Annotated in this window: 15 protein-coding genes; 8 read left to right on the plus strand and 7 right to left on the minus strand. The window is 72.3% G+C overall.

Going from position 1 to position 25043, the window contains the following annotated elements; genetic code table 11:
* The 4 genes from ACFQ87_RS10100 to ACFQ87_RS10115 form a co-directional block, all read right to left on the minus strand.
* Positions 1–8157 (minus strand): type I polyketide synthase (locus ACFQ87_RS10100; protein WP_380610164.1); only part of this gene is annotated, 8157 nt, incomplete at its 3' end.
* Between the two features lie 174 nt (positions 8158–8331).
* On the minus strand, positions 8332–8721 hold the full coding sequence (locus ACFQ87_RS10105) for a hypothetical protein (protein WP_380610165.1): 390 nt from the start codon (positions 8719–8721) through the stop codon (positions 8332–8334).
* A gap of 145 nt (positions 8722–8866) precedes the next feature.
* A complete protein-coding gene (locus ACFQ87_RS10110; RefSeq protein WP_380610166.1) occupies positions 8867–9691 on the minus strand; it encodes an ABC transporter permease in 825 nt (274 codons plus the stop codon).
* Positions 9688–10662 (minus strand): ATP-binding cassette domain-containing protein, encoded by a 975-nt coding sequence (locus ACFQ87_RS10115; protein WP_380610273.1) that lies wholly within the window; start codon positions 10660–10662, stop codon positions 9688–9690. The genes ACFQ87_RS10110 and ACFQ87_RS10115 overlap by 4 nt, the downstream gene beginning before the upstream one ends.
* Positions 10663–10850: 188 nt before the next feature.
* Between ACFQ87_RS10115 and ACFQ87_RS10120 the strand changes: the two genes are divergently transcribed.
* Positions 10851–14036 (plus strand): BTAD domain-containing putative transcriptional regulator, encoded by a 3186-nt coding sequence (locus ACFQ87_RS10120; protein ID WP_380610167.1) that lies wholly within the window; start codon positions 10851–10853, stop codon positions 14034–14036.
* Positions 14037–14041: 5 nt separating this feature from the next.
* Here the strand turns inward: ACFQ87_RS10120 and ACFQ87_RS10125 are convergent, their stop codons facing one another.
* Positions 14042–14503, minus strand: a complete 462-nt coding sequence (locus ACFQ87_RS10125) for a nuclear transport factor 2 family protein (protein WP_380610168.1) — start codon at positions 14501–14503, stop codon at positions 14042–14044.
* A gap of 770 nt (positions 14504–15273) precedes the next feature.
* Between ACFQ87_RS10125 and ACFQ87_RS10130 the strand changes: the two genes are divergently transcribed.
* The 5 genes from ACFQ87_RS10130 (at position 15274) to ACFQ87_RS10150 (ending at position 20454) form a co-directional block, all read left to right on the plus strand.
* The gene (locus tag ACFQ87_RS10130) at positions 15274–16533 is read left to right on the plus strand and encodes a protein kinase (RefSeq protein WP_380610275.1); all 1260 of its coding nucleotides are present in this window, start codon (positions 15274–15276) and stop codon (positions 16531–16533) included.
* 106 nt (positions 16534–16639) lie between these two features.
* The gene (locus ACFQ87_RS10135; protein ID WP_380610170.1) at positions 16640–17119 is read left to right on the plus strand and encodes a hypothetical protein; all 480 of its coding nucleotides are present in this window, start codon (positions 16640–16642) and stop codon (positions 17117–17119) included.
* Between the two features lie 497 nt (positions 17120–17616).
* Complete coding sequence (locus tag ACFQ87_RS10140; protein WP_380610171.1) at positions 17617–18354, plus strand: response regulator transcription factor; 738 nt, start codon at positions 17617–17619, stop codon at positions 18352–18354.
* Positions 18351–19868, plus strand: coding sequence for a sensor histidine kinase (locus tag ACFQ87_RS10145; RefSeq protein WP_380610172.1), 1518 nt, complete (start codon positions 18351–18353; stop codon positions 19866–19868). The genes ACFQ87_RS10140 and ACFQ87_RS10145 overlap by 4 nt, the downstream gene beginning before the upstream one ends.
* Positions 19869–20016: 148 nt before the next feature.
* Positions 20017–20454 (plus strand): hypothetical protein, encoded by a 438-nt coding sequence (locus ACFQ87_RS10150; RefSeq protein WP_380610173.1) that lies wholly within the window; start codon positions 20017–20019, stop codon positions 20452–20454.
* Positions 20455–21385: 931 nt separating this feature from the next.
* Here ACFQ87_RS10150 and ACFQ87_RS10155 read toward each other — a convergent pair.
* Positions 21386–21598 (minus strand): hypothetical protein, encoded by a 213-nt coding sequence (locus tag ACFQ87_RS10155; RefSeq protein ID WP_380610174.1) that lies wholly within the window; start codon positions 21596–21598, stop codon positions 21386–21388.
* 397 nt (positions 21599–21995) lie between these two features.
* On the opposite strand from ACFQ87_RS10155, the gene ACFQ87_RS10160 reads away from it, so the two are divergent.
* Together ACFQ87_RS10160 and ACFQ87_RS10165 are read left to right on the plus strand one after the other, a co-directional pair.
* Positions 21996–22262: a hypothetical protein gene (locus ACFQ87_RS10160; RefSeq protein ID WP_380610175.1), complete on the plus strand. Its 267-nt coding sequence runs from the start codon at positions 21996–21998 to the stop codon at positions 22260–22262.
* Positions 22263–22265: 3 nt separating this feature from the next.
* Complete coding sequence (locus ACFQ87_RS10165) at positions 22266–23543, plus strand: M14 family zinc carboxypeptidase (RefSeq protein ID WP_380610176.1); 1278 nt, start codon at positions 22266–22268, stop codon at positions 23541–23543.
* A 270-nt stretch (positions 23544–23813) separates the two neighbouring features.
* On the opposite strand, the gene ACFQ87_RS10170 is transcribed toward ACFQ87_RS10165, so the two are convergent.
* Positions 23814–25037, minus strand: coding sequence for a cytochrome P450 (locus ACFQ87_RS10170; protein ID WP_380610177.1), 1224 nt, complete (start codon positions 25035–25037; stop codon positions 23814–23816).
* Positions 25038–25043: the final 6 nt, after the last annotated feature.

Here is a 25043-nt window from a genome sequence, read left to right on the forward strand (position 1 = left end):
GAACCCCAGCTCCTTGAACACCCGGAACGCCCCCACCGCCTCCGGCCCCGCAAACCCCAACACCGCCGCCGCATGCCCCCGCACCAACTCCAGCAACACACCATCCCGCTCCACCTCCGACAGCCCCACCAGGCGGTCCGCGAGCGTCGAGCGCTCAGTGGTGCTCGCCCGGCGCAGTGCCGCGGGCACGAGGGCGCGGAACATCGGCGGAAGCGTTCCGGCGTTCGCCTGGGCGTGCAGCGCGGCCCGGCTCACGTGGGCCGCCATCAGCGCGGGCCGGTTCGCGGTCAGGGCCGCGTCGAAGAGCGCCAGACCCTGCTCGTTCGGCATCGGCGCGAGCCCGGAGCGGCTGAGGCGTCGTACGGTCTCCTCGCTGAGGTACCGTCTCATGCTGGTGTCGTCCGCCCAGGCGCCCCAGGCGATGCTGGTGGCGGGCAGCCCCAGGTGCCGGCGGTGGTGGGCGAGCCCGTCGAGGAAGGTGTTCGCGGCCGCGTAGTTGGCCTGGCCTGCTGCTCCGAGCGTGCCGGCGATGGAGGAGAACATGACGAACGCCGCCAGGTCCAGCCCGGCCGTCAACCGGTGCAGGTGCCATGCCGCGTCGGCCTTCGCCCTCAGGACGGCGTCGAGTTGACTGTCCGTCATGGTGCTCAGCGGAGCGAGGTCGATGACAGCGGCGGTGTGGATCACGGCCGACAGCGGATGCTCCTCCGGTACCGCCGCGAGCAGCTCCTCCAGTGCCTGCGCGTCCGCCACGTCGCAGGCCGCCAGGGTCACCGTCGCGCCGAGCTCCGTCAGTTCGGCCCGCAGCGCCTCGGCGTCGTCGGCCGCCGGACCGCGACGGCTTGCCAGCAGCAGGCGCCGGACACCATGACGGGACACCAGGTGCCGGGCGACCAGGGCGCCCAGGGCACCGGTGCCGCCGGTGATGAGGACGGTGCCCTCGGGCTCCAGCGGGCGGGCTGCGTCGCCGTCCGGGTCGCAGGGCGCGAGGCGGGGTACGAAGCGCTCGCCCCGCCGGAGGGCTTGCTCCGGCTCGTCCTCGGCCAGGGCTGCCGCGACCGTGTCGGGTCCGGTGGTGTCCGGGTCGGGGTCGAGGTCGAGCAGTGCGAGGCGATGCGGGTGCTCGATCTGGGCGCTGCGGATCAGGCCGAGCAGAGCCGCCTGGGTCGGGTCGGCGTCCTCGGACGCCGTGACGGCAACCGCGCCCCGAGTGAGGACGGTGAGCGGGGTGTCGACGAGACGCTCGTCGCCCAGCCATCCCCGCAGCAGGTCGAGCAGCGCCCGGGCGGCGGTGTGGACCTGCTCCGGTCCGGGCTCGCCGGCCACCGCCCGCGGCTGGACGAGGACCGCGTCATAGGCCTGGGTCCCCGCCGCGAGGGCGTCGACGAGCGCGGCCGCGTCCGGGTACTGCTCGGCGTGCACCCCGAGGCCCTCGGCCCGGCCAAGGACCGCGTAGCGCCGCTCGGCGGGCGTCGGCAGGCCGTGGGCCGGCGTCCATTCCACGGCGAACAGCGCGTTGCGGTGGGTGGGCCGGGGGTCGGGTACGGCCTCGGGCAGGGGACCGCGGCCCAGCGACTCGACCGTCAGCACGGAACGGCCGGCCGGGTCGGCGGCCACCAGGCGCACGGTGTCGGGGCCGGTGTGGCTCAGCCGGACGTGGAGGGCCTCGGCCTCGACCGCGTGCAGCTCGGCTCCGGTGAAGACGACCGGGAGCTCCGGTGTCCCGGTGGCGGTCTCCAGCGCGATCGGCTGGAGGGCCGCGTCGAGCAGTGCCGGGTGGATGCCGTATCCGGCCGGGTCGACGCCCTCCGGCAGGGCCACCTCGGCGTACAGGCACCGACCGTGTCGGCGGCAGTCGCGCAGGCCCTGGAAGGCCGGGCCGTACTCGAGGCCGAGGTCCGCCAGGTCGGCGTACGCCGTGCTCAGGTCGACCGGGCTCGCGCCGGCCGGCGGCGCGGCGCTCTCGTGCTCCGCTTCCGCGGCGCCGGACGGGCCGGTCAGCGTGCCGGAGGCATGCAGCGTCCAGGCGGCGTCGTCGCCGGCCTCGGCCCGGCGGGCGTGGATGCCGATCCGCCTGCCGGCGGCGGTCCCGGGTCCGGCGGACCGTACGGGCTCGACGGTGACCTGGAGGTCCACGGCGCCGGTCCGGGGCAGCGCGAGCGGTTGGTGCACCGTCAGCACGGCGACCCGTGGTGCCTCGGTGCACCGTCCGGCGTAGAGCGCGAGGTCGAGCAGGGTGGTGGGGGGCAGCAGCACAGTGCCGCGGACGAGGTGATCGGCCGTCCAGCCGTGCGCGCTGCCGGAGAGCCGGCCGGTCAGGACGGTGGTGTCGCTGCCGGCGAGGGTGACCGCGGCCTGCAGCAGCGGGTGGTCGGCCGGGTCCAGGCCGAGCCCGGCGGCGTTCCGCGGGCCGGCCGGGGTGTCCAGCCAGTACCGCCGGCGCTGGAACGGGTAGGTGGGCAGCGCCACCGGGCGGCCGGCGGCGGGGAGCGCCGGGCGCCAGTCGACGGCGACGCCCCGCGCGTACAGCTCCGCGGCCGAGGTGAGGAAGCGTGCGTACGAGCCCTCGTCCCGGTGCAGGGTGCCCGCGACGACCGCGCTGTCGGCGCCGGAGGCATCCAGGAAGTCCTGGACGCCGACGGCCAGGACGGGGTGGGGGCTGCTCTCGACGAACACCCCGTAGCCGTCCGCCCGCAGGACGGACAGGGCCGGCCCGAACCGGACGGTCTGGCGGAGGTTGCGGTACCAGTACTCGGCGGTCAGCGCGGCCGTGTCCAGCGGAGCGCCGGTCACCGTGGAGTAGAAGGCGATGGTGGACGTCCGCGGGTTCACGTCGGCGAGCGCGTCCAGCAGGTCCGCACGGATGCTCTCGACGTGCGCGGAGTGGGAGGCGTAGTCGACGGGGATCCGACGGGCCCGGATGCCCTCGGCGGTCATGCCCGCCAGCAGGGCGTCGAGCGCCTGGACGCCACCGGAGACCACGGTGGACGCGGGACCGTTGACGGCAGCGATGTCGAGGTCGGTGCCGTACCCGGGGAGGCGCTCGGCGACCTCGGCGGCGGGCAGCGGGATCGAGACCATGCCGCCGGTCCCGGCCAGGGCGAGCAGCGCCTGGCTCCGCAGCGCGACGATGCGTGCCGCCTCCTCCAGGTCGAGGGCGCCCGCGACGTGGGCGGCGGCGATCTCCCCCTGCGAGTGGCCGATCACGGCGTCGGGCTCGACACCGTGGGCGCGCCAGAGCGCGGCCAGCGAGACCATCACCGAGAACAGGACGGGCTGGACGACGTCGACCCGCTCCAGCGGAGCGGCATCGGGGGCCCCGCGCAGGACGTCGACGAGGGACCAGTCGACGTGCGGCGCGAGCGCGTCGGCGCACGCCTGGATCCGCTCGGCGAAGACCTCGGACCGGTCGAGCAGTTCGGTGGCCATGCCCGCCCACTGCGAGCCCTGGCCCGGGAAGACGAAGACGGTCCGGCCGGCGGTGCCGACGCTGCCCTCGACCAGCCGCGGCATCGGACGACCGCCGGCCAGAGCCTCCAGCCCGGCACGGAACTCGGCCTCGGTCGTGGCCACGACGACGGCGCGGTGGCCGAACTCGGCCCGGCCGGCGGCGAGGGCGAGTGCGACGTCCGCAGGGGCGAACGGCTCGTCGAGCCCGGCGAGCAGGCGTCCGGCCTGGGCCCGCACGGCGTCCTCGGACCTGGCCGAGATCAGCCACGGAACCACCTGGTCCGTCCGCTCCTCCGACGCCTCGTCGGCTTCGTGTGCTTCGTGTGCTTCGTGTGCTTCGTGTGCTTCGGCGGTTTCGTCGGGCTGGGCCTGCTCCAGGATCAGGTGGGCGTTGGTGCCGCTGATCCCGAAGGAGGAGACGGCGGCCCGGCGGGGCCGGTCCACGGCCGGCCACGGAGTCGGCTCGGTGAGTACGGAGACCGCGCCGGCCTCCCAGCGGATCCGGGAGGAGGGCCGGTCGACGTGCAGGGTCTGCGGCAGCTCTCCGTGCCGCAGCGCCATCACCATCTTGATGACGCCGCCGATTCCGGCCGCCGCCTGGGTGTGGCCGATGTTCGACTTGAGCGACCCGAGCCACAGCGGCCGCTCGGCGTCCCGGTCCTGGCCGTACGTGGCGATGACGGCCTCGGCTTCGACCGGGTCACCGAGGCGGGTGCCGGTGCCGTGGGCCTCCAGGGCGTCGATGTCCCGGGTGGCCAGGCCCGCGTTGGCGAGGGCCAGGCGGATGACGCGCTGCTGGGAGGTACCGTTGGGCGCCGCGAGCCCGTTGCTGGCGCCGTCCTGGTTGATCGCGCTGCCCCGGATGACGGCGAGAACCGGGTGCCCGAGGCGCTGCGCGTCCGAGAGGCGCTCGACGAGCACGAGACCGACGCCCTCGCCCCAGCCGGTGCCGTCGGCCGCGTCCGCGAACGACTTGCACCGGCCGTCCGGGGAGAGCCCGCGCTGCCGGCTGAACTCGACCAGGATGCCGGGACGGGCCATCACGGTTGCGCCACCGGCCAGGGCCAGGTCGCACTCGCCCATCCGGAGCGCCTGGCAGGCCAGGTGTAGCGCGACCAGCGAGGAGGAGCAGGCGGTGTCGACGGTCACGGCGGGACCGTGCAGCCCGAGGGTGTAGGCGATCCGGCCGGAGGCGACGCTCGCGGTCGTACCGGTCAGCAAGTAGCCGCCGGCCTCCTCCGAGGACTCGTGCAGCCGGGGGCCGTACTCCTGGGACATGGTTCCCGCGAAGACTCCGGTACGGGATCCGCGCAGGGCCGTCGGGTCGAGCCCGGCGCGTTCGAGGGTCTCCCAGGCCACCTCCAGCAGCAGCCGCTGCTGCGGGTCCATCGCGGCGGCCTCGCGCGGCGAGATGTCGAAGAACCCGGCGTCGAACTCGTCGGCCTCGTGCAGGAAGCCGCCCTCGCGGGCGTAGCTCTTGCCATGCGCGTCGGGATCGGGGTCGTACAGGTTCGCCAGGTCCCAGCCGCGGTTGGTCGGGAGCGGCGTGATGGCGTCGATGCCGTCCCGGACCAGGCGCCAGAGGTCCTCCGGTCCGGCCACCCCGCCGGGGTAGCGGCAGCCCATGGCGACCAGGGCGATCGGCTCGTCCACGGCGGTGACCGGGCCGGTCCCGGAGGCCACCGCCGTTTTCCGGCCGAGGAGTTCGGCGCGGAGGTGGTCGGCGACGGCGAGCGGGGTCGGGTGGTCGAAGACCAGGGCCTCGGTCAGCCGGAGCCCGGTGGCTCGGTCGAGGTTGCGGCGGAACTCGACCGCGGCGACGGAGTCGAAGCCCAGGTCCTTGAAGGTCCGTTCGACGTCCACGGCCTGCGGGCCGAGGTGGCCGAGCACGATGGCCATCTGGGCGCGCACCAGTTCGAGCAGCGTCCGGCGCTGCTCGGCCTCGCCGAGCTCGGCGAACCGGTCGGAGAGGGCACTCGACGGTTCCTGCGCCGGTTCCTGCCGCGGTTCCTGCTCCGGGGTGGTGACCGGCCCGATCGCGAGTGCGGCGGGCACCGCCGACGCCTCGTCGATCCAGTAGCGCCTGCGCTGGAAGGCGTAGGTCGGCAACGGGACGCGACGGGCACCGCGGCCGGCGAGGACCGCTTCCCAGTCGACCGCCGCGCCGCACGCGTGGGCCTGGGCGAGCGAGGCGAGGAAGGCCTCGGCGTCGTGCTCGTCGCGGCGCAGCGAGCCGATCGCCACCGGCCGGCCGGACGCGATGCCGGCGGAGTCGAAGGTCTCCTGGAGGGCGGCCGTCAGCACCGGGTTGGGGCTGGCCTCGACGAACAGGCGGTGGCCGTCGGCCAGTAGCTGCCGGACGGCGGGTTCGAACAGGACGGGGCGGCGCAGGCTCCGGTACCAGTACTCGCCGTCGAGTTCCGTGGTGTCCTGCCGGGAGCCGGTGAGCGTGGAGTAGAACGGCACCGTCGAGGGGCGCGGGCGAATCCCGGCGAGAGCGGCGAGCAGGTCGTCGCGGACGGCCTCGACGTGCCGGGTGTGCGAGGCGTAGTCGATGGGGACCCGACGGGTCCGGATCCCGGCGGCGGCGCACTCCTCGGCGAGTTCGTCCAGCGCCGCCGCGTCGCCGGAAACCACGGTGGACTGCGGCCCGTTGACCGCGCCGATGCACAACTGACCGCTCCAGCGGTCGATCAGTTCCTCGGCCCGGCCGGCCGGGAGCGGTACGAGGAGCATCCCGCCCCGGCCGCCGATGTCGAGCAGCGCCTGGCTGCGCAGGGCGACGATCCTGGCCGCGTCCGCCAGCGTGAGGGCGCCAGCGACGTACGCGGCGGCGACCTCGCCTTGGGAGTGGCCGACCACCGCGGCGGGCTCGACCCCGAGGGAACTCCACAGGGCGGCGATCGAGACCATCACGGCGAACAGCACCGGCTGGACCACATCCGTCCGGTCCAGCGACGGCGTGCCCGCGTCGCCGCGCAGCACCGCGAGCAGGGACCAGTCGACATGGGGGCGGAGTGCCTGCTCGCACTCCTCCAGCCGGCGCCGGAAGACCTCCGAGGAGGTCACCAACTCCCGTGCCATGCCGACCCACTGCGATCCCTGGCCGGGGAACACCAGGACGGTACGCCCCTGGCCGGCCACGCCCGTGGTCACCCCTGGGAAGTCGCGGCCCTCCGCGAGCGCGGCGAGCCGTTCGGCGAACTCCTCGGCCGTACGGGCGAGCACCACGCTCCGGTGTTCGAAGGCGGTGCGGGTGGTTGCGAGCGAGAGGGACAGGTCCGCGAGGTCGGACGCCGGTTCGTCGGCCAGCAGGCCCCGGAGGCGTCGGGCCTGGGCCCGCAGCGCCTGGGGACTGCGGGCGGACATCGTCCAGGGCAGGCGGTCGGTGACGAGCGGCCGTTCGGCGCCGGGCCGCTCGGCCGCGGGCGGCTCGGCGCTCGGCGCCTCGGTCAGCACCAGGTGGCAGTTGGTGCCGCCCATGCCGAACGAGCTGACACCGGCGACCAGCGGCTCGGCGGCGCGGGGCCAGGGGGTGAGCTCGCGCTGAACGTCGAGGCCCAGTTCGGCGAGCGGGATGCGCGGGTTGGGTGTCTCGAAGTTGAGGCTGGGCGGCAGCTCCCGGTGACGGATGCTCAGCGCGGCCTTGAGCAGACCGACGATGCCGGCGGCGCCTTCGAGGTGGCCCACGTTGGTCTTCGCCGAGCCCACCCGTAGCGCCGACCCGGCGGGCCTGGCCGAGCCGAGCGCGGCTCCCAGGGCTGCCGCCTCGATCGGGTCGCCGACCTTCGTCCCGGTGCCGTGCAGTTCGACGTACTGGACCTGGCCGGGCTCGACCCCGGCCCGGTGGTAGGCCCGGCGCAGCACGTCCTCCTGTGCCGCGGCGCTCGGGCGGGTCAGGCCTTCGGTGTCGCCGTCGTTGTTGACGGCGCTGCCCCGGATCACGCAGTGGACGGTGTCACCGTCCGCGAGGGCCTGAGCGAGGGGCTTGAGCACGACCAGGCCGCCGCCCTCGCCGCGGACGTAGCCGTTGGCCCGGGCGTCGAAGGTGTAGCAACGCCCGTCGGGGGACAGTCCACCGAAGAGGCGGGAGGCCCGCGTGGTCTCGGGCAGGATGGCGAGGTTCACACCGGCCGCGAGTGCCAGCGTCGACTCGCCGCTGCGCAGGCTCTCGCAGGCGAGGTGGACCGCGACCAGGGAGGAGGACTGCCCGGTGTCCACCGTGAGGCTGGGTCCGTTGAGGCCGAAGGCGTAGGACACCCGGTTGGCGATGATGCCGCGCTGCACACCGGCCATGGTGTGGCGGCCGATCGCCTCCGAGCCCGGTCGGACGGAGAGGGTCTCGTAGTCGTCCCAGATGGTGCCGACGAACACGCCGGTCCTGCTCGTCCGGACGGAGCCGGGCAGGATCCCGGCGTTCTCGAAGGCCTCCCAGGCCAGTTCGAGCATCAGCCGCTGACGCGGATCCATGGACTCGGTCTCGCGCGGGGAGATGCCGAAGAAGTCGGCGTCGAACGTGTCGATACGGTCGAGGTAGCCGCCGTACCGTGTCTCGGAGTCGATTCCCCGCCGGTCGGCGGGGAGCTCGGTGATCGCGTCGGCGCCGTCGCGCAGCAGCTTCCAGAACGCGGCGGGCTCCGCTGCGCCGGGAAGCCGGCATGCCATTCCGATGATCGCGATCGCGTCCTGAGACGTAGCCGCCGTCACGTTCCATCGCCTCCTGAGTTGGCCCGGCCCTAGCCTGCAACGGGGTCAACTCCGGTGTCTTCGCGCAGATTGCTGACTGTGACGCGTGGTCAGCCTGGTGTGCGGGGCGATGTACCGCAACGATGACGAGCCCGTGCCGCGGGGGTTCGGCACGGGCTCGTCGGTCCTGGTTGCTCAGGCGGCCTGCCCCTCCTGAGCGTTGTTGGTCATGACCACGTTGGACAGGTAACAGGCCAGCGCCACGACGGTCAGGACGGCCATCGACACGGAGGCGCCGCCGCCGCCCTTGTTGACGTAGGCCGCGCCGCTGAAGGCGGCACCGATCATGGAGAGCGCGCCGAGAATCGACGTCGCCATGAACACCGGGCGCTTGACCGCCATGGCCGACATCAGGGTGTGGATGGAGCCGCCCACGATCACCACGCCGACCCAGGCGTGGATCGCGAGGACCACCGGCGTGCTGGTCATCGCGTGACCGAAGGCCGCGAAGATGCCGTCCCCGTTGTGGTCGATCTTACCGGCGGCGAACACTCCCATTCCGATGGCGAACTGAACCATCGTCACGATCGAGATCCCAAGGCTGGCCTGCCGAAGCTTCTCGATCGGCGTGCCACCCTTACGCATCGTCATCATTCCCATTCCCGGCACCTCATCCTCTCAGGGCTTTCGCCAACCTGCTTGCACTGCAAAACGATTGCGCACCGATGCATCAGGTACGCCGACGGTATGCCCACACCGCCGAGGGGGCGAACACCACGAACAGCGCCACCGACCAGATCAGCGTTTCGGCCAGCGGCCGGGCGACCGGTCCACCGAGCAGCAGCCCGCGACAGGCGTCCATGGCGTGGGTGGCCGGGTTGATGTGCACCCATGCCTGGAGCCAACCGGGCATGCTGCTGGTGGGCGTGAGCAAATTGGTGCCGAACGCGAGCGGGAAAAGGGTCAGGACCGCCACCCCCTGGACGCCGCTGGGCTCCCGGATGACCACACCGGCCAGTACATAGGCCCAGCTCAGGCAGAAGGCGAAGCCGATCGCCACGGCGGAGGCGAACACGATGTTCACCGGGTTGGCGTGGATCCGGAACCCGATCGCGTAGCCGAAGCCGAACAGTGCGACCAGAGCGACCACATAGCGGATCATGTCGCCGAGCACCGAACCGATCAGCGGCGCCGAACGGGCGATCGGCAGGCTCCGGAACCGGTCGAAGACGCCCTTCTTGATGTCCGCGTTGAGGTTGATGCCGGTCGCCATCATGCCCGCCATGATGACCGTCATCACCATCGCCGCCGGGAAGATGGTCTGCAGGTACGCCTTCGTCGAACCGGAGACCGCCCCACCGAACAAGTAGACGAACATCGTCAGGAAGATGATCGGCAGGAAGACGGCGTCGGCCAGCCCCTCCGGAGTGCGGCCGATCTTGATCAGGCTGCGCCTGGCGAGCGCCAGGCTGTGCCGGGGCAGTCCGTACGGACGGAGCGGGGGGTGCCGACGCGTGGTCAGGCCCTCCCGGGCGGCGGTGACGGTGTCGGTCATGGGGCACCTTCTTCGAGGCCTTCGTCGAGCTGGTGCTGATCGGTGTGCTGCCCGGTGAGGGAGAAGAAGACCTCGTCCAGGCTGGGCAGCCGCAACGAGATCTCGACCACGCCGATCCGCGCGCCCTGGAGCCGGCGCACCGCTTCGGCGAACATGGCGTCACCGTCCACCGGCGCGGTCAGCATCGTCCGGCCCCGCAGGACGGGCTCACGCCCCGTCACCAGACGGACGATCGTGGCGGCTTCCTCGATCTGCTCCGGGTTCTTCGGGCGGACCTCGATGGTCTGGCTGCCGACCACGCGTTTGAGCTCGTCGGGCGTGCCGTGCGCGATCACCTTGCCGTGGTCGATGACCGAGAGTTCGTCGGCGAGGGCGTCGGCTTCCTCCAGGTACTGGGTGGTCAGCAGCACCGTGACGCCCTCGCCGGTGAGCGAGCGGATCACCCGCCACAGGTCCTCGCGCCTGGCCGGATCGAGTCCGGTGGTCGGTTCGTCGAGGAAAATCACACCCGGCCGGCCGACCAGGCTCGCGGCGAGGTCGAGCCGCCGCCGCATGCCTCCCGAGTACGTCAGCGCGCGGCGGCCGGCGGCGTCCGAGAGACCGAACCGCTCCAGCAGCTCCGCCGCCCGTACCTTCGCCCCCGCCTTGGGCAGGTCGAGCAACTGGCCGATCAGGACCAGGTTCTCCAAGCCGGTGAGGTCCTCGTCGACCGAGGCGTACTGCCCGGTGAGACCGATCATCCGACGCACCCCGGCAGCGTCCCGTACGACGTCCAGACCGCCGACCGTGGCCCGGCCCGCGTCCGGACGCAGCAGGGTGGCCAGAATGCGCACGGCCGTGGTCTTGCCGGCGCCGTTGGGCCCGAGGACGCCCAGCACCGTGCCCTCCCGCGCGGCGAGATCGACGCCGTCGAGCGCGGTCGTCCTGCCGAACCGTCTCACCAAGCCCTCTGCCTGGAACGCGTACTCCATGCCGGTCATGCTCGTTCCCGCCGCTCACAGACCGCACATAAACCGCTCGCACCACGGTGTGGGACGGTGCGAGCGGCGGGCTCGGCCGGCGTCCGCGACAGCGATCGATCAAGCCTCCCCAGCGGAACGGCTGCGCTAAGGTACCGGGTGAGTGGCCGTGGGAGTACAGATCTTGGGGGGGTCTGCTGATGCGGGTCGCAATCCTCGGGCCGCTTGAGGTCGTTGTGGACGGACAGGCCGTCAGGATCGGCGGCGCGCGGCTGCGGACGATGCTGATCCGGCTGGCGCTGGACGCCGGCCGGGTGGTCACCGTCGACTCGCTCACCTCGGCGCTCTGGCCCGACGGTGGGCCGACCGAGCCCTCCCACGCCCTGCAGTCCGTGGTGTCCCGGCTGCGCGTGACCATGAACGGCAGGATGCCGCTGCGATCGGCCTCCGGCGGGTACTGCCTGGACCTCCCGCCCGAGGCGGTGGACGTGCTCCGCTTCGAACTGCTGGCCCGCCAGGGCCGGCAGTCGCTCCGCGCAGGCGATCCGGACGGCGCCGTCCGCCTGCTTCGGGAGGCCCTGGACCTGTGGCGGGGCGAACCTCTGGCGGACGTCGCGGCCGCGCCGTTCGCGGCGGCCACGGTCGTCCGGCTCGAAGAGCTGCGACTCGCCGCGATCGAGGACCGGGTCGAGGCCGAACTGGAGACCTCCACCGGCCACCTGCACGCCGTCGCCGAACTCGATGAGCTGGTGGCCACGTACCCCTTGCGGGAGAAGTTCCGGGTCCTGCTGGTGCGGACCCTGCACGGGGACGGTCGGCAGGCCGAGGCGCTCGCCTCCTACGAGGCGTACCGCAAGCTGCTCGCCGAGGAGCTGGGCACCGACCCGGGGCAGGAGCTCCAGGAGGCTCACCTGGCGGCACTTCGCGACACCCCCGCACCGCCGCAGCGGCCGGCGGCCCGCCGCACCGGCAACCTGCGGGTCGCGTACAGCAGCTTCATCGGCCGGACCGAGGAGCTGTCCCGGGCCACCGAACAGCTCCGCCAGAGCCGTCTGGTCACCCTGGTCGGCCCGGGCGGTGTCGGCAAGACGAGGCTGGCGACCACCGTGCTGGCCGAGCTGGCGGACAGCACGCCCGGCGGGGTGTGGATGGTCGAACTGGCCTCGGTGACCGATCCCGACGGTCTCGTGCGGGCCGTGATGGGGGCGCTCGGGCTGCGCGAGGTTCGTCTGCTGGACGGCCGGGAGGCCTCCCCCGACCCGGTCGGCCGGCTGGTCGAGGCATTCGGCACGACCGAGGCGCTGGTGCTCCTGGACAACTGCGAGCACCTGCTGAGCGCCGCGGCCCGCCTGGTCGACGAGCTGCTCGGGCGTTGCCCCGGCCTCCGGATGCTCGCCACCAGCCGCGAGCCGCTCGACGTGCCGGGCGAGACGCTCTGCGTCGTGCCACCGCTCGGCCTGCCGGAGCCGGACACCTCCGACGCGATGGACTATCCCGCGGTACGGCTCTTCGCCGACCGGGTGGCCGCCGCGCGACCGGACTTCGAGATCACGGCGGACAACGTCGCCGCCGTGGTGGACATCTGTCGGCGGCTGGACGGCCTTCCACTGGCGATCGAGCTCGCGGCGGCCCGACTGCGGACCCTCCCGCTGGAGCAGCTGGCGGTCCGGCTCGACGACCGGTTCCGCCTGCTCAGCGGCGGCAGCCGTACCGCGCTGCCCCGGCACCAGACCCTTCGCGCGGTCGTCGCCTGGAGCTGGGACATGCTGGACGACACCGAGCGGCGTCTCGCGGCACGGCTCGCGGTGTTCCCCGGCGACATCACCCTGGACGGCGCCGAGGGCGTGTGCTCCCGGGGAGGACTGGCCGCCGACACCCTGCTCGACCACATCTCGGCGCTGGCCGACAAATCGCTGCTCCAAGTCCTCGACGGGCCCGACGCGCGCTACCGGATGCTGGAGACGATCCGGGAGTACGCCCTGGAACGGCTGGCCGACTCGGGCGAGATCGTCCAGGCCCGCCGCGACCACACCGCCTACTTCCTGGAGCTGGCCGAGCGCGCCGCGCCGGGGCTGCGCGGACCGGACCAGCTGACCTGGATCGTCCGACTCACCGCCGAGCGCGACAACCTGATGGCCACCCTCCACCGCGCCCTCGGCAGCGGCGAGGCCGACACCGCGGTCCGGCTCGCGGCGGCCCTCGGCCCGTTCTGGACCATCCAGGGCAACCACGCCGAGGCCGCCAACCGGATCTTCCAGGCGCTGCAGGTCCCGGGCCAGCATCCGCCTGACGCCCGAGCGATCGCGACCGCCTTCTACCTCTTCAACCGCCTCCTGGCCGGCGGCGGCGCCTTCAGCAGCCTCGTCATGGAGGACGCCTGGGCGCTGGCCTCGGACGTCTCCCGGGCCGCGCGCTACCCCACCGCCGCGCTGATCGAGGCCTCGCTGGCGCTCACCACCGACGACGCCGACTGGGGTCTGTCGGCGATCGACCGCGACCTTCCGCGCTGCGACCCCTGGGGCCGCGCCATGCTACTCATGCTCCGGGCCTTCTTCCAGAGCAACCACGGCGACATGCCCGGCAGCCGCCAGACGCTGTCCGCCGCGGCCACCGCGTTCCGCGAGGCCGGGGAACGCTGGGGGCTCTCGCTCACCCTGACCGCACTGGCCGACGCCCACTGCGTGCTCGGCGACTTCGACGACGCCATCACCGAGCTGAAGGAGGCCCTGCGGCTCCTGCGCGAGCTGAACCCCAAGGACGAGGCGATCATGCAGCGCACCGCACTGGCCGCGGCCCGGGCCCAGAGCGGCGACATGGATCGGGCCCGCGCCGAGCTGGCCGAGCTGGTACGGCCCGGCACCGGCCTGTCCTCCGCGCGGCATCACCTCATGGTCCGCATCGCGCTCGGCAACCTGGCCCGCCATGCCGGCGACATGGCCGAGGCGGCCCAGCAGTTCGACCACGCGTACCGGCAGCTCGGCCGACTCCCCGTCGCCGCACCGCTGTTCCGGGCCATTCTCGGCGCGGCCCTGGGGCAACTCGCGGTGGCCGAGGACGATCTGGACACCGCCCGGGCGCACCTGGAGGAGGCGTTCACCCTCGCCGCGGCCGTCCCGGACATGCCCGTGGTGGCCGGGGTCAGTGTGGGCGTCGCCGGGTTGCGGGCCGGACAGGGCGCCGCGGACGAGGCTGCGGAGATCCTCGGTGCGACGCACACGTTGCGTGGCGCACCCGACGCCTTCAACCCCGATGTGGTGCAGCTGGTCCGCGAACTGGTCGACCAGCTGGGCCGGGACGAGTACGACCGCGCCTACACGCGCGGCCGCGACCGCGACCGCGGCGCGGCGCTCGCGTTCATCCGGTCCCGGCTCGCCCCGACCGACTGACCGGGTCAGTCGCTCTCGGGCACCTCGCGGGTGATCTGGTCGATCCGGCTGAGCCGGCCGTCGGACGCGAGCTGACCGAACATGTAGATCTCGGTCCCCACCCTCGGCCCCTTCCGCATCTCGGCGAAGAGCGTGTACCTCGCCGCGACCCGGTCTCCCGTGGTCAGCGCTTCGTGCACCTCGACGCGGCAGTCGACGACGTTCTTCCGGGACGGGCGCGCATGGGCGATCAGCTTCGCGCGGTCGAACGGGACACCGTCGTTGTACTGCACGAAATCCGCGGTGAAGTAGCGGTCGAGGATCGCGGCGGGGTCCTCGTCGGTCATCGCCATCTCCTCGGGAAACATGACGAGGAAGGCCGTGAGGTCTTTCGCGGGCGTGCGGTCGGAAACCATGCTCATCAACTTCCTTCGGCACAGGGCCATCAGATGCACCATCAGTCTACCGACGGGCCACGCGAGCACCACCGCCTCGGCGTCAGCACCGGCCGGCGGCTGCCCGCCCAGCGGTCCGTCTTCCGCAGATGCTTGTGCGCCCGAACCGGCGCCAATGCTGTCACGCTGCTCACAGGAGGTCCCCTACCGCCCAAGCTTCTGACAGCCGGTCAGAAACTCGCGGACACCTGCGTCAAGGCCTACGTCGAGCGGCCAGCCTCCCACGCGGAGCACTGGAGCGACCACGCACCCGTCACCACGGTGTTCGACTTCGACAATAACTGACCTACCAGTAAAGGCAGTTGATCAGAACACAGAAGCAGCCCTGGCCGGCGATGTGCCTCCGGCCCAGGGCTGCTCGCATCGGCCAAGGAGGCCTGCACTCTCGCCCACGCTGGTGCACGACCGGCACGTCGCGGCGGAGGCCTCTGCACCGTCCACTGGGATCCCTCCCGCGGGTTTGTCGGCCGCCCTCTGACGCTCGGGGGGCCATTCGTGCCCTTGCGAGCGGGTCTGGGCGCGGGAGACGGTAAGAGCGATCCTTGTGGAAATCCTGTGACTTGCGTCGCGGCAGCTCGAGCCGGCGGCTGGTGCCGGTGACGGCTCGGCTACATTCGGGGACCGCGAAAGGGGAGGGAAAGAGCCCGGCCGGGGGCACCCCTGGCACCGGCGCTTTCACAGAGATCTCACAAGAATGCCTCGTACCGTGCCCGGACCTGCTGGCGTGAGACGGCGGCGCTCACGTCTCGACACGAGTGAGGACAGGTGCGATGGAACCAGGGCACGTCCTGGGCGGGCGGTACATGGTCTTGGCGCTCTTGGGGCGCGGGGGTATGGCAGAGGTGCACCTGGCTCGAGACCAGCGTCTTGACCGCCTGGTGGCAGTAAAAGCCCTCCGACCAGATCTGGCCACCGACCCCACCTCCCTGCTCCGGTTCCGGCGGGAGGCCCTCTCCACGGCTTCGCTCAACCACTCCTCGATCGTTGCGGTCTTCGACAGCGGCGAGGAGGCGCTGGGTGAGGGGGTGCTGCCGTACCTGGTGATGGAGTACGTGCAGGGATGCGCCCTTGACGAGATGCTGCGCCAGGGCCCGCCCTTGCCGGCCGAGCGGGCCCTGGAACTGACGCTAGGCGTGCTGGAGGCATTGGAACGCGCCCATGCCCAAGGCATCGTGCACCGTGACGTCAAGCCCGCTAACGTGATGGTGACTTGGGAGGGGCGGACCAAGGTCATGGACTTCGGCATCGCCCAACTCCTTACGACGGACGCGATGGCCCTGACCCAGGGCTCCGTGGTCATCGGTACGGCGGCGTATCTGTCGCCCGAGCAGGCGCGCGGCGAGTCGGTGGACGTGCGCTCAGATCTGTACTCCGCGGGCTGCCTGCTCTACGAGTTGCTGACCGGGAGGCCGCCGTTCACCGGCGAAACGCCCATCGCGGTGGCATGGCAACACGTCAACGAGGAGCCCCGGCCGCCCTCGGCGTACGCGCCGGAGCTGCCGGACGTGTGCGACGGTCTCGTGTTGCCGGCTTTGGCGAAGGACCGTCACCAGCGGTACCAGACCGCCACCGAGATGCGCATCGCCGTAGCCCACACGCTGGCCGCCGTCGTCGCCCGTACGCACGCGAGCGACGTGTTCACGACCTGTCGGACTCCGCCTGTCTCGGACCATGCCTCGGCACCGGTTGAGCCCGCGCCCGGTCGGGTCCAGCGCACCCGCGGTCCGCAGCGTGGCAGACGGGCGAGACGCGTCGTCCTTGCCGTGGTGCTGTGCGCAGCTGTGTGCGCGGCCGCCGGGGCGTACTCGGCGGCTGGATCGCCACCCGGGGGGCGAGCCGTCCGAATGCCGGATCTGGCAGGCAAGAGTGTCGCCGACGCCAGACTGAGCGCGCAGAGCTCCGGACTGCGGGTGTCCAGGGTGGTGGAGGGCGCCTGCCCCACACCGGGGCTGCCCGTTCGTCGCGTTTGTGGCCAACTGCCCGCCTCCGGCGACGCGGTCACCCGGGGCAGCGCCGTCGTGATCGACGTCCCCGCGCCGTCGAGCCCGGCCGCGCAACGGTGAACCGGGCAGGACGTCGCCCGAGTAGGTATTTTACGTAGGAGCGGCAGGCCGGTCGGCCGATACACCGCTTGGAACCCAACTACCACGAAGGAAAAGGCACACAACGATGCCGACGCACACCTTTCGGAGGCGGATCACAGCCCGCGAGGCGGCAATCCGGCGCTGGCTGCCGATGGCGTTCCGTACGGCGGGCTTCCTGCTGATGCCATGGATCGTCGTGCTCGCGATGTCGGTGAAGGGGCGCTTCGGCGCACGAAACCTCTCCAACTCCTGGGTGTGGCTGGACGTCATAGAGGTGGCGGCGCTGTTCCTGCTGGCCCGGCTGGTGCGTCGCCGCCACCCGGCCACCAGTCCGATGGCCTCGGCCACCGCCGTCCTGCTGGGCCTGGACGCGTTCTTCGACCTGTGGTCGGCACATCGCGGCTCCGACTACCAGCTCGCGCAACTGCTCGCCTACGTCGCCGAGTTGCCGAGCACAGCCGTTCTCGCCACGCTCTCCTGGTACGCGCTGCCGTGGGCCGCGCCCGCCGTGCCAGCCGCAGGCCCCGGCGTTTCGACGCCGCCGCGCCGGCGTGCTGTGGTGTAGTGACCTGCACAGCGCCGAGGGTCGCAGTCGCAACCGGCACCACTGCGCAGCCGGCGCCGCACTGCGATCGGCTGCGCCACCGCGTCGGACGTCGTGGTGAGCTGGTCGGGCTGACACTCCCCGTCACAGGTCAGCGCCAGTGCTACGCCGATCGCATCATCCGCAAGCCCGGGGCCGGCCGTCCTGCGGAACGCTCGGACCACAGCTTCGGGGGGGGGGTCTTTTTTGTGTTTCAGGGGGGATTGTTGGGTTGGGGGGGGTACCCTGGCTTCCCCCCCCCCGGGCACAACCAGCAAACCGGGGCCGGGCGTCCTAGGAAAAGTTAGGAACAAGATCTGCGCGCACCTTCCTGGAGGGGGGAAAAAGCCCCCCCCCGCGGCTGCGGAGGCGCCACCGGTCTCCACTCACACGGGCCCCGACTTCGATGAGAAGACTCTCATCAGCCCGTGCCATCGTGGGGCCCGGCAAACGGCCGGGCGGCAGCGAGGAGAGGGCCGATGGCGGTCGGTGACAGCACCGGGACGGTGCTGGTGGTGGACGACGACAACACGATCCGCCGGTCGCTGGAGCGCGGCCTGCGGCTGAGCGGGTTCACCGTGCGCTCGGCGGACGGCGGGCGGGCGGCGCTGGAGCTGGTGGCCACCGAGCCGCCGGACGTGCTGGTGCTCGACGTCTCGATGCCCGACCTGACCGGCACCGAGGTCTGCCGCCGACTGCGCGACCAGGGCGTCGACACGCCCGTGCTGATGCTCTCCGCACTGGACGAACTGGCCGACCGGGTGGCCGGTCTGCAGGCGGGCGCGGACGACTACCTGATCAAGCCGTTCGCACTGGAGGAACTGGTGCTGCGGCTGCACGCCCTGCTGCGCCGCCGCCCGCCCGCCGGCGCGGGTGCGGGCGGGCGACTCGACGGACCGGGCGGCGAGGTGCTGCGCGTCGGACCGCTGGAGATCGAGCCCGCCACCCGCGAGGTGCGCCGGGACGGCCGGCCGGTGCGGCTGACCCGCCGCGAGTTCGAGCTGCTGGAGTACCTCGCCCGCAACGCCGGCCTGGTACTGACCCGCGACCAGTTGCTGGACCGGGTCTGGGGCTACGACTTCGAGGTCCGCACCGATGCCGTCGACACTTTCGTCAGCTACCTGCGCCGCAAGCTGGAAGAGGGCGGCCGACCCCGACTGATCCACACCGTGCGCGGCGTCGGCTTCGTGCTGCGGATGCCGGAGGCGGGCCGGTGACCGGCGCGACCCCCGCCCTGCGCTCGATGAGCCTTGCCACCCGGATCGCGATCGGCGCCGCGCTGCTCGTCCCACTGCTGGTGCTGGGCACGGGCGCGCTGCTTCTCGGCCTGGTCACCCACGACCTGCGCGCCCAGCAGGACACCAAGCTGCGCGACCGCGCCGACGCCGTGCTGCCCGCCTCCCGAGCGCTGCTGAACGCGACGCAACAGGGCCGGCTCCGGGTCGAACAGAACCAGCGCCGCAACCTGCTGGACGACGCGCTGGACGTCGGCATCCGGGTGGCGGACGCGAACGGCAACCTGGTCACCCAGGGCGGCCCGATGCCGGGCCCCGCCTCGGTGCTGCCGCAGCCCGCCCACGGGAACACCGGCGGCCCGGTCACCGTGCACGCACAGGGCCGCGCCTGGCGGGTGCTGGCCCGGCAGGTGACCGACGTCGACCCCGGCACGCTCTGGGTCGTGGCGCCGGTGTCCGCGACGGACCCGCAAGTGGACGCGGTACGCGGACGGATCCTGTGGGCCGCCGTGCTGGCCGCACCGGTCTCCGGCCTGCTCTCCTACGCCCTGGCCCGGCGCGCCACCGCCCCGCTCAGCCGGCTCGGCCGCCGGGCCGCCGCCTTGGACCCGCGCGCCGGCGCCGCCGACTTCGGGCACCGGCGCAGCGGGATCCGCGAGGTGGACGAGCTCGCGGTCGCGCTGGAGAGCGCACTGGCCCGCTACGACGAGCAGGTCGCCCGCACCGGACAGGCGCTGGAGACCGCCCGCTCGTTCTCCGCCGCCGCCTCGCACGAGCTGCGCACCCCGCTGATGGGCCTGCAGACCAACCTGGACGTGCTCAGCGCGCACCCCGACCTGCCGCCGGGCGACCGTGCGGAGATCACCGCCGACCTGCGCGACGACCACCGACGGCTGCTCGACCTGCTGACCGCGCTGCGCACGCTGGCCCGCGGCGACCTGGTCGAGGAGGAGGCGTTCGGACCGCTGGACCTGGCCGAGCCGGCCGCGGCGGCGGTCGCCGAGCTTCGCCGACGGCGGCCGGAGCCGGCGGTCATCGCCCTGGCCGCTCCCGGCCTCACCGGGCCGGACGGCGGCGGGCTGCGGGTGCACGGCTGGGAGGCCGGGCTGCGGATCGTCTGCGACAACCTGCTGGCCAACGCAGCCGTGCACGGCCACCGACCCGGCTTGCCGGCCCGGATCGTGCTCGGGCTGCACAGGGAGGCCGGACAGGCGGTCCTGACCGTGGACGACGACGGGCCGGGCATCCCGGTCGAGGACCGCGCGGCGGTCTTCGACCGGTTCCACCGCCGCCGGGACAGCCCCGGCTCGGGCCTGGGGCTGACCCTGGTCGCCCAGCAGGTGGCCCTGCACCGGGGCACGGTCACGGTCACCGAGCCGCCGAGCGGTAGCGGCTGCCGCATCGAGATCCGCCTGCCCCTGGTCGCCCCGGACGCCCCGACCCTGCCCCTGCCGACCCGCCGTCACTGGATCAGGTCCACGGGGGCGAGCGGCTGAGCGGGCCGCGGCGGCTCGCGGACCCGGCGACTCACAAGGAGTCCACGGCTCACAAGGAATCCACAAAGAGGCCCTCTACCGTCCTGCTCAGCCGGGTCGCCCGACGGTCCGGCGGGATCTGCCACCCCTGCCAACTGGAGGACTCACCATGCGCTCCTACCGCAAGGCCGCCGCCGCGGCCGGTGCTCTCGCCCTCGGCGGCACCCTGTTCGCGTTCGCCGGCCCCGCCCAGGCGGCGACCACCAACGCCACCCCGGTGGCCACGGTGACCCCGAAGACCCTGCCCGCGCCCAAGGGCGACGGCGCGAAGGACATCTGCAAGCGCCTGCCCAAGACCGAGCAGCGGATCCAGAACGCGCTGAACCGCCTGAACGGCCCGAACACCGAGGTCGGCTCGGTCGCCCGTCTGGAGCAGCGGGTGGACAACGCCAAGGCCGCCGGGCACACCGCCGTCTACAGCTACCTCAACGACCGCCTGACCTACCGCAAGAGCCTGGTGCCCACGCTCACCCAGCGGCAGAACGACCTGAAGGACGTGGCCACCTGGTGCTCCTCGCAGGGCCTCGGCACCTCGACCGCGCAGTGACCGCTCGCACCATGACCGCCCGCGCAGCGGCCGCACGTCCGGCCACCGCTCGCCCGCTGCGGCGGGCCGCCGGTCTCACCGCCGCAGTCCTGCTCGTCTCGCTCGCCCTAACAGCATGCGGCGGGAGCGGCAGCGGGAACACGGGCGGGAAGGGCACCGCCTCCCAGCCGGCCGCCGCGCCCGCCGGCACCGCGGTCGGCGGTGACCAGCTCGGCGAGATGAAGCAGAAGGTGGACGCCGCCGAGAGCGCGGCCGCTGCCGCCGAGTCGGACGCCGCCCAGGACCCCTCGGACACCCCCTCGCCCTGAACCCTGCGGGACCGACCGAGTGCCTGATCCCCCTCCGCCACGCGCCGTCGGGCGCGCCTGGCCCGACAACGGGCCTGCGACGGAGGGGGATTACTCGGGTTGACGCAGTGTCCGCAATAGTGACGTTCTGCGATCGTCGCGGTGTGCCGATGGAAATGCTCCCGAGCTCAACCCGGCCGAGGGCATCTGGTCCCTACTCAAACGCGGCCTGGCGGACTTCGCAGCAGCCGGTCTCACACACCTCACCCGTGTGATCAAGCGCAAACTGAAGAAAATCCAGTACCGGCCTCACCTGATCAACGGCTGCCTGCCGCCAACACGAGTTCAACCTGAGCGACGGGTGAACCTTTTTCGAAAAGGCGTCGCTCCACTGGAGGATCGACCTCATCGTGACGACTCCGGGCATCGCGGGCAAATGCATCGAGGCCGCGTTCGACTTCGGAGATAACTGACCCACAGGCAGCTACAGTTGAGCATGACCCGGAGGCGACCCCGGCCTGCAGGACCCCCGGCTGGCGCGGGTCATCGAGGCCGGCGTCGGCCTCTTCCTCGCCGGTTACGACAAGGCTCCTGGCCGGCACGGCTAACGCGGCCGGATCATGGTGCGGGAAGACGGCCGCCAGCTACCCGACAGCGCGCGCCAGCGCGTCCGGGACGTCAGGGCGGTCGGCGAGGCCGTACCGCGCCGGCACCGGCAGCGGCTCCGCCTCGTGGGCTCGGACCAGTCCGGACCAGTCCGGGCTCCCGGTGGCACCGACGGTAGCGTCCAGCAGCGCCTGCGCGTCGATCTTCCCGCCACTCCCGACACCCCCGCCGCGGGCCTCCCGGGCCGCCACCTGCCGACCGTACGCCACTCTGACACGACGGCGCGGCCACCGGCATTCCGCCTCCGCCCGGGCGCGGGCCGGGGGCACGAAGGCGCGTCGGACGGGTCGTCGATCTGCACGCCGGCCGCGCCCCGTTGGCTGCCGAGCGGCGGTTTACGTCCGGGGCCCGGTGTGCCAGGCTGAAAGCGTGCGTGGGTTCCCCGCGCCCGATTGCGGGAGACCCGGCTTGGTGCTCGGGATTTAGTCACCGTCTGTCACACGGACCGGTGCGGAACAGCGGTGATGCTGTATGTCCGGGCTCCGGTCGGCCGGGCCCGGAAGTGGCTCCGGACGCAGCGGGCAGACCTGGCCCCGCGCTCACGCACCGCAGCCGTCGAGCGGGGCCGCCGGTGAGGTGGTGAGTGTCGTGAGCCTGGTTCAGATCGAAGGCTCCGAGGAGGTCCTGCGCGCCGTGCAGGGCATACCGGAGCTCCACCTGGTGCGTTCGAGCCTGGAGGCCCGCCCCGACCACCAGTACAAGGTCGCGGCGTACGCGTCCGACCAGGCTGTCGAGGCGGCGGTTGCGCAGGGTGCCCAGGTGACGGTGCTGCTCTCCTCCGAGGGCGTCGCCGAGCACCACGCCCGGATGTCGGCCGTGATCGGCCAGGGGTACGCCGAGCGCGGGGAGGTGTGAGCGATGCCCCCGCCCTACGCCACGCCGACCGTGCCGCAGACCCCGGCCCAGATCGAGGCGGCGCTCGCCGACCTCGCGGCGACATTCCCCGCCCTGTGCACGCTCAGTGAGTTCCCGAACCTCAGCGTCGAGGACCGGAAGATCCACTTCCTCCGCATCGCGGACGCACCGCAGAACGGCCGCCCGGCCGTGGTGCTGACGGGCGGTGTCCACGCACGCGAGTACGCGCCGCCGGACGCGCTGGTCCACTTCGCGCAGAACCTCCTGGTGAGCCGCACCACCGGCGCTGACATCGTCTTCCCCGCGCTGTCCTGCCTGCCGCTCCCGGCCGGGCCGGCGGTGGACTACCCCCCGTTCACCATCCCGGCCACCCAGGTGGAGCGGATCCTGAACGGGGTGGACCTCTACGTCGCGCCGCTGATCAATCCCGACGGCCGGCTGTTCGACCAGCTGAACCCGCCGACCGACCCGGTCAAGGCCGGCTGGCGCAAGAACCGGCGGCCCCATCCCGACCCGGCCAAGATGGGGGTGGACATCAACCGCAACCACGACATCGCGTGGAAGTTCGAGGACTACTACGACATGGCGATCTATCTGTCCTTCTACCGGGACGGCCCGGCCTCCACGGACAGCAGGCAGGAAACCTACCGGGGACCGTCTGCGGCGTCCGAGCCGGAAACCGCCAACATGCAGTGGCTCATCGACCACACCCGGGCTACGTACTTCGTCGACGTCCACCAGTTCGGCCGCAAGGTCCTGCTCTGCTGGGGCATCGAGGACAACGGCAGCGACCCGTCCATGAACTTCTCCTCGCCCGCCTGGACGGGCAAGCGCGACGGCCTCCGCCCGGGCAGCCCCGCCCTGCCGCCAGACCGCCTCGACTACCAGGAGTTCGTCACCAACTCCCCGCCGCACTTCGTGCGCAATACCCTCGGCACCATCGCCGGTGAGATGCGTGACGCCATCCTGCGCAGCGCCGGTGTGGACCCGACCGTCACCACCGCGAGCCCCCAGCGTGCACACTCCACCTACGCGGTCGGTCAGAGCGCATCGCTGTACCACCCAGTGGGCGGCCCGGTCACCGGTACCTCCGACGACTACGCCTTCCGCCGGCAGTTCGACGACCCGACCAGAGCGCCGGTCTTCGCCTTCACCATCGAGACCGGGCACGAGGAGGAGTCCGGATTCCACCCCGACTACGGCAGCCCGCCCGGGCATTACGCCAAGATCGAACGGGAGGTCCACGCGGCTCTTGCGGCCCTCTGCAACTTCGCGGCCTGAACGCCGAGTTGCCGGATCCGGAGCTCGCACCAGGCAGACCGCCGACGCATCTGGTGTGTCACCGCCGAGTTCGACTTCGGCGATAACTAACCCGCAGGCAGCCACAGTTGAGGCCACTTCGGATCCCCCAGTGGCACACTCTCACCGACGAGAATGCGCCACTGGGGAACGCCTCTGCTTCACATCACCTTGATCCGGGAGAGGCCGAAGCGCGCAGGTGGCCACGGGGGCGGACGTCGACGACTTCGCGGTTGCGGATCCGGGTGGCGGTCACACCGTGACCGGCAGACGAGTCACACCGCGCAGGCTGACCAGGCCGTTCCACTCGACCTTGCCGTTCAGAGCCATGGCGGGGAAGCGGCGGACGAGTTCGCCGAGGGCGGCTCTGCCCTCGATTCGGGCCAGCGTCGCGCCCAGGCAGTGGTGCATGCCGCCGCCGAAGGAGAGGTGCCGGCGGGCGTTCTCGCGTTCGACCTTCAGTTCCTCCGCGTCGGGGCCGAAGACCTCCTCGTCGCGATTTGCGCCGGCCAGGTTGGCGAGGATGAACGAGCCGGCGGGGATCTCGTGGCCGCCGACCCGGTAGGGCTGGAGGGTGACGCGGCGGCTGAAGTGCACCGGCGGCTCGTGGCGCAGCACCTCCTCCACCGCGTTCGACACCAACTCGGGCCTGGTGTATAGGAGTTCCCGCTGGTCCGGGTGGCGCAGCAGGGCGTGCGCGCCGGCCGAGATCAGGTTGACGCTGGTCTCGTAGCCCGCGACGTAGAGCATGGTGACCTGGGCGACCAGCTCGTCGTGGGTGAGCGTGTCGCCGTCGTCCTCGGCGGCGATGAGGGCGGTGAGCAGGTCGTCGCCCGGCTCGCGCCGCTTGCGGGAGACGGCGTCGCTGACCACCTCGAAGATCTCCGCGTCGGCCGCCTCGATCACCCTCATCACCTCCCGGTCCGGGGTGAGTTCGACCGAGCGCATCAGCAGCGTGGTGAGCATCCGCATGTGCCCGGTGTCGATCGGCGGGATCCCGAGCATGCGCGAGATGACTGTGAACGGCAGCGGGAACGCCAGCGACTCGACCAGGTCCCCGCCGCCCGCCTCGGCGACGCCGTCGAGCGCCTCGGTGACCAAGCCGTGGATCATCGGCTCCAGCGCGTTGACCGCGCGCACCGTGAACGCCTGGGTGACCAGCTTGCGCAGCCGGGTGTGGTCCGGCGGGTCCCGGTCCAGCAGGGCCAGCCCCTTCAGCCGCGGCTTGTCCGTCACCCCCGCCTTCGCGTAGGCGTCGCGGAACGGGCCAGGGACGACGCGGCTCTGCTCGACGGACAGCCCCGAGCGCACCAGCGCGGCCACGTCCTCGTAGCGCGAGACCATCCAGAAGCCGCCCGGGTGTTCGTGCACCGGCGCGTGCCGGCGCAGCTCCGCGTAGTGCGGGTACGGGTCCTCCTGGAACTCCCTGGTGAACGGGTAGAAGATCACGGGTTGGTCCTGCGAAGCGGTGCTCACGGTCCG

The sequence above is a fragment of the Kitasatospora sp. NPDC056531 genome (assembly GCF_042794375.1).
Classification (GTDB): domain Bacteria; phylum Actinomycetota; class Actinomycetes; order Streptomycetales; family Streptomycetaceae; genus Kitasatospora.

Bases quoted from the DNA above. Each gene is read 5' to 3' on its own strand.
- ACFQ87_RS10120 (WP_380610167.1), top strand. From the start codon at position 10,851: ATGCGGGTCGCAATCCTCGGGCCGCTTGAGGTCGTTGTGGACGGACAG.
- ACFQ87_RS10165 (WP_380610176.1), top strand. From the start codon at position 22,266: ATGCCCCCGCCCTACGCCACGCCGACCGTGCCGCAGACCCCGGCCCAG.
- ACFQ87_RS10150 (WP_380610173.1), top strand. From the start codon at position 20,017: ATGCGCTCCTACCGCAAGGCCGCCGCCGCGGCCGGTGCTCTCGCCCTC.
- ACFQ87_RS10110 (WP_380610166.1), bottom strand. From the start codon at position 9,691: ATGACCGACACCGTCACCGCCGCCCGGGAGGGCCTGACCACGCGTCGG.
- ACFQ87_RS10135 (WP_380610170.1), top strand. From the start codon at position 16,640: ATGCCGACGCACACCTTTCGGAGGCGGATCACAGCCCGCGAGGCGGCA.
- ACFQ87_RS10115 (WP_380610273.1), bottom strand. From the start codon at position 10,662: ATGGAGTACGCGTTCCAGGCAGAGGGCTTGGTGAGACGGTTCGGCAGG.
- ACFQ87_RS10140 (WP_380610171.1), top strand. From the start codon at position 17,617: ATGGCGGTCGGTGACAGCACCGGGACGGTGCTGGTGGTGGACGACGAC.
- ACFQ87_RS10130 (WP_380610275.1), top strand. From the start codon at position 15,274: ATGGTCTTGGCGCTCTTGGGGCGCGGGGGTATGGCAGAGGTGCACCTG.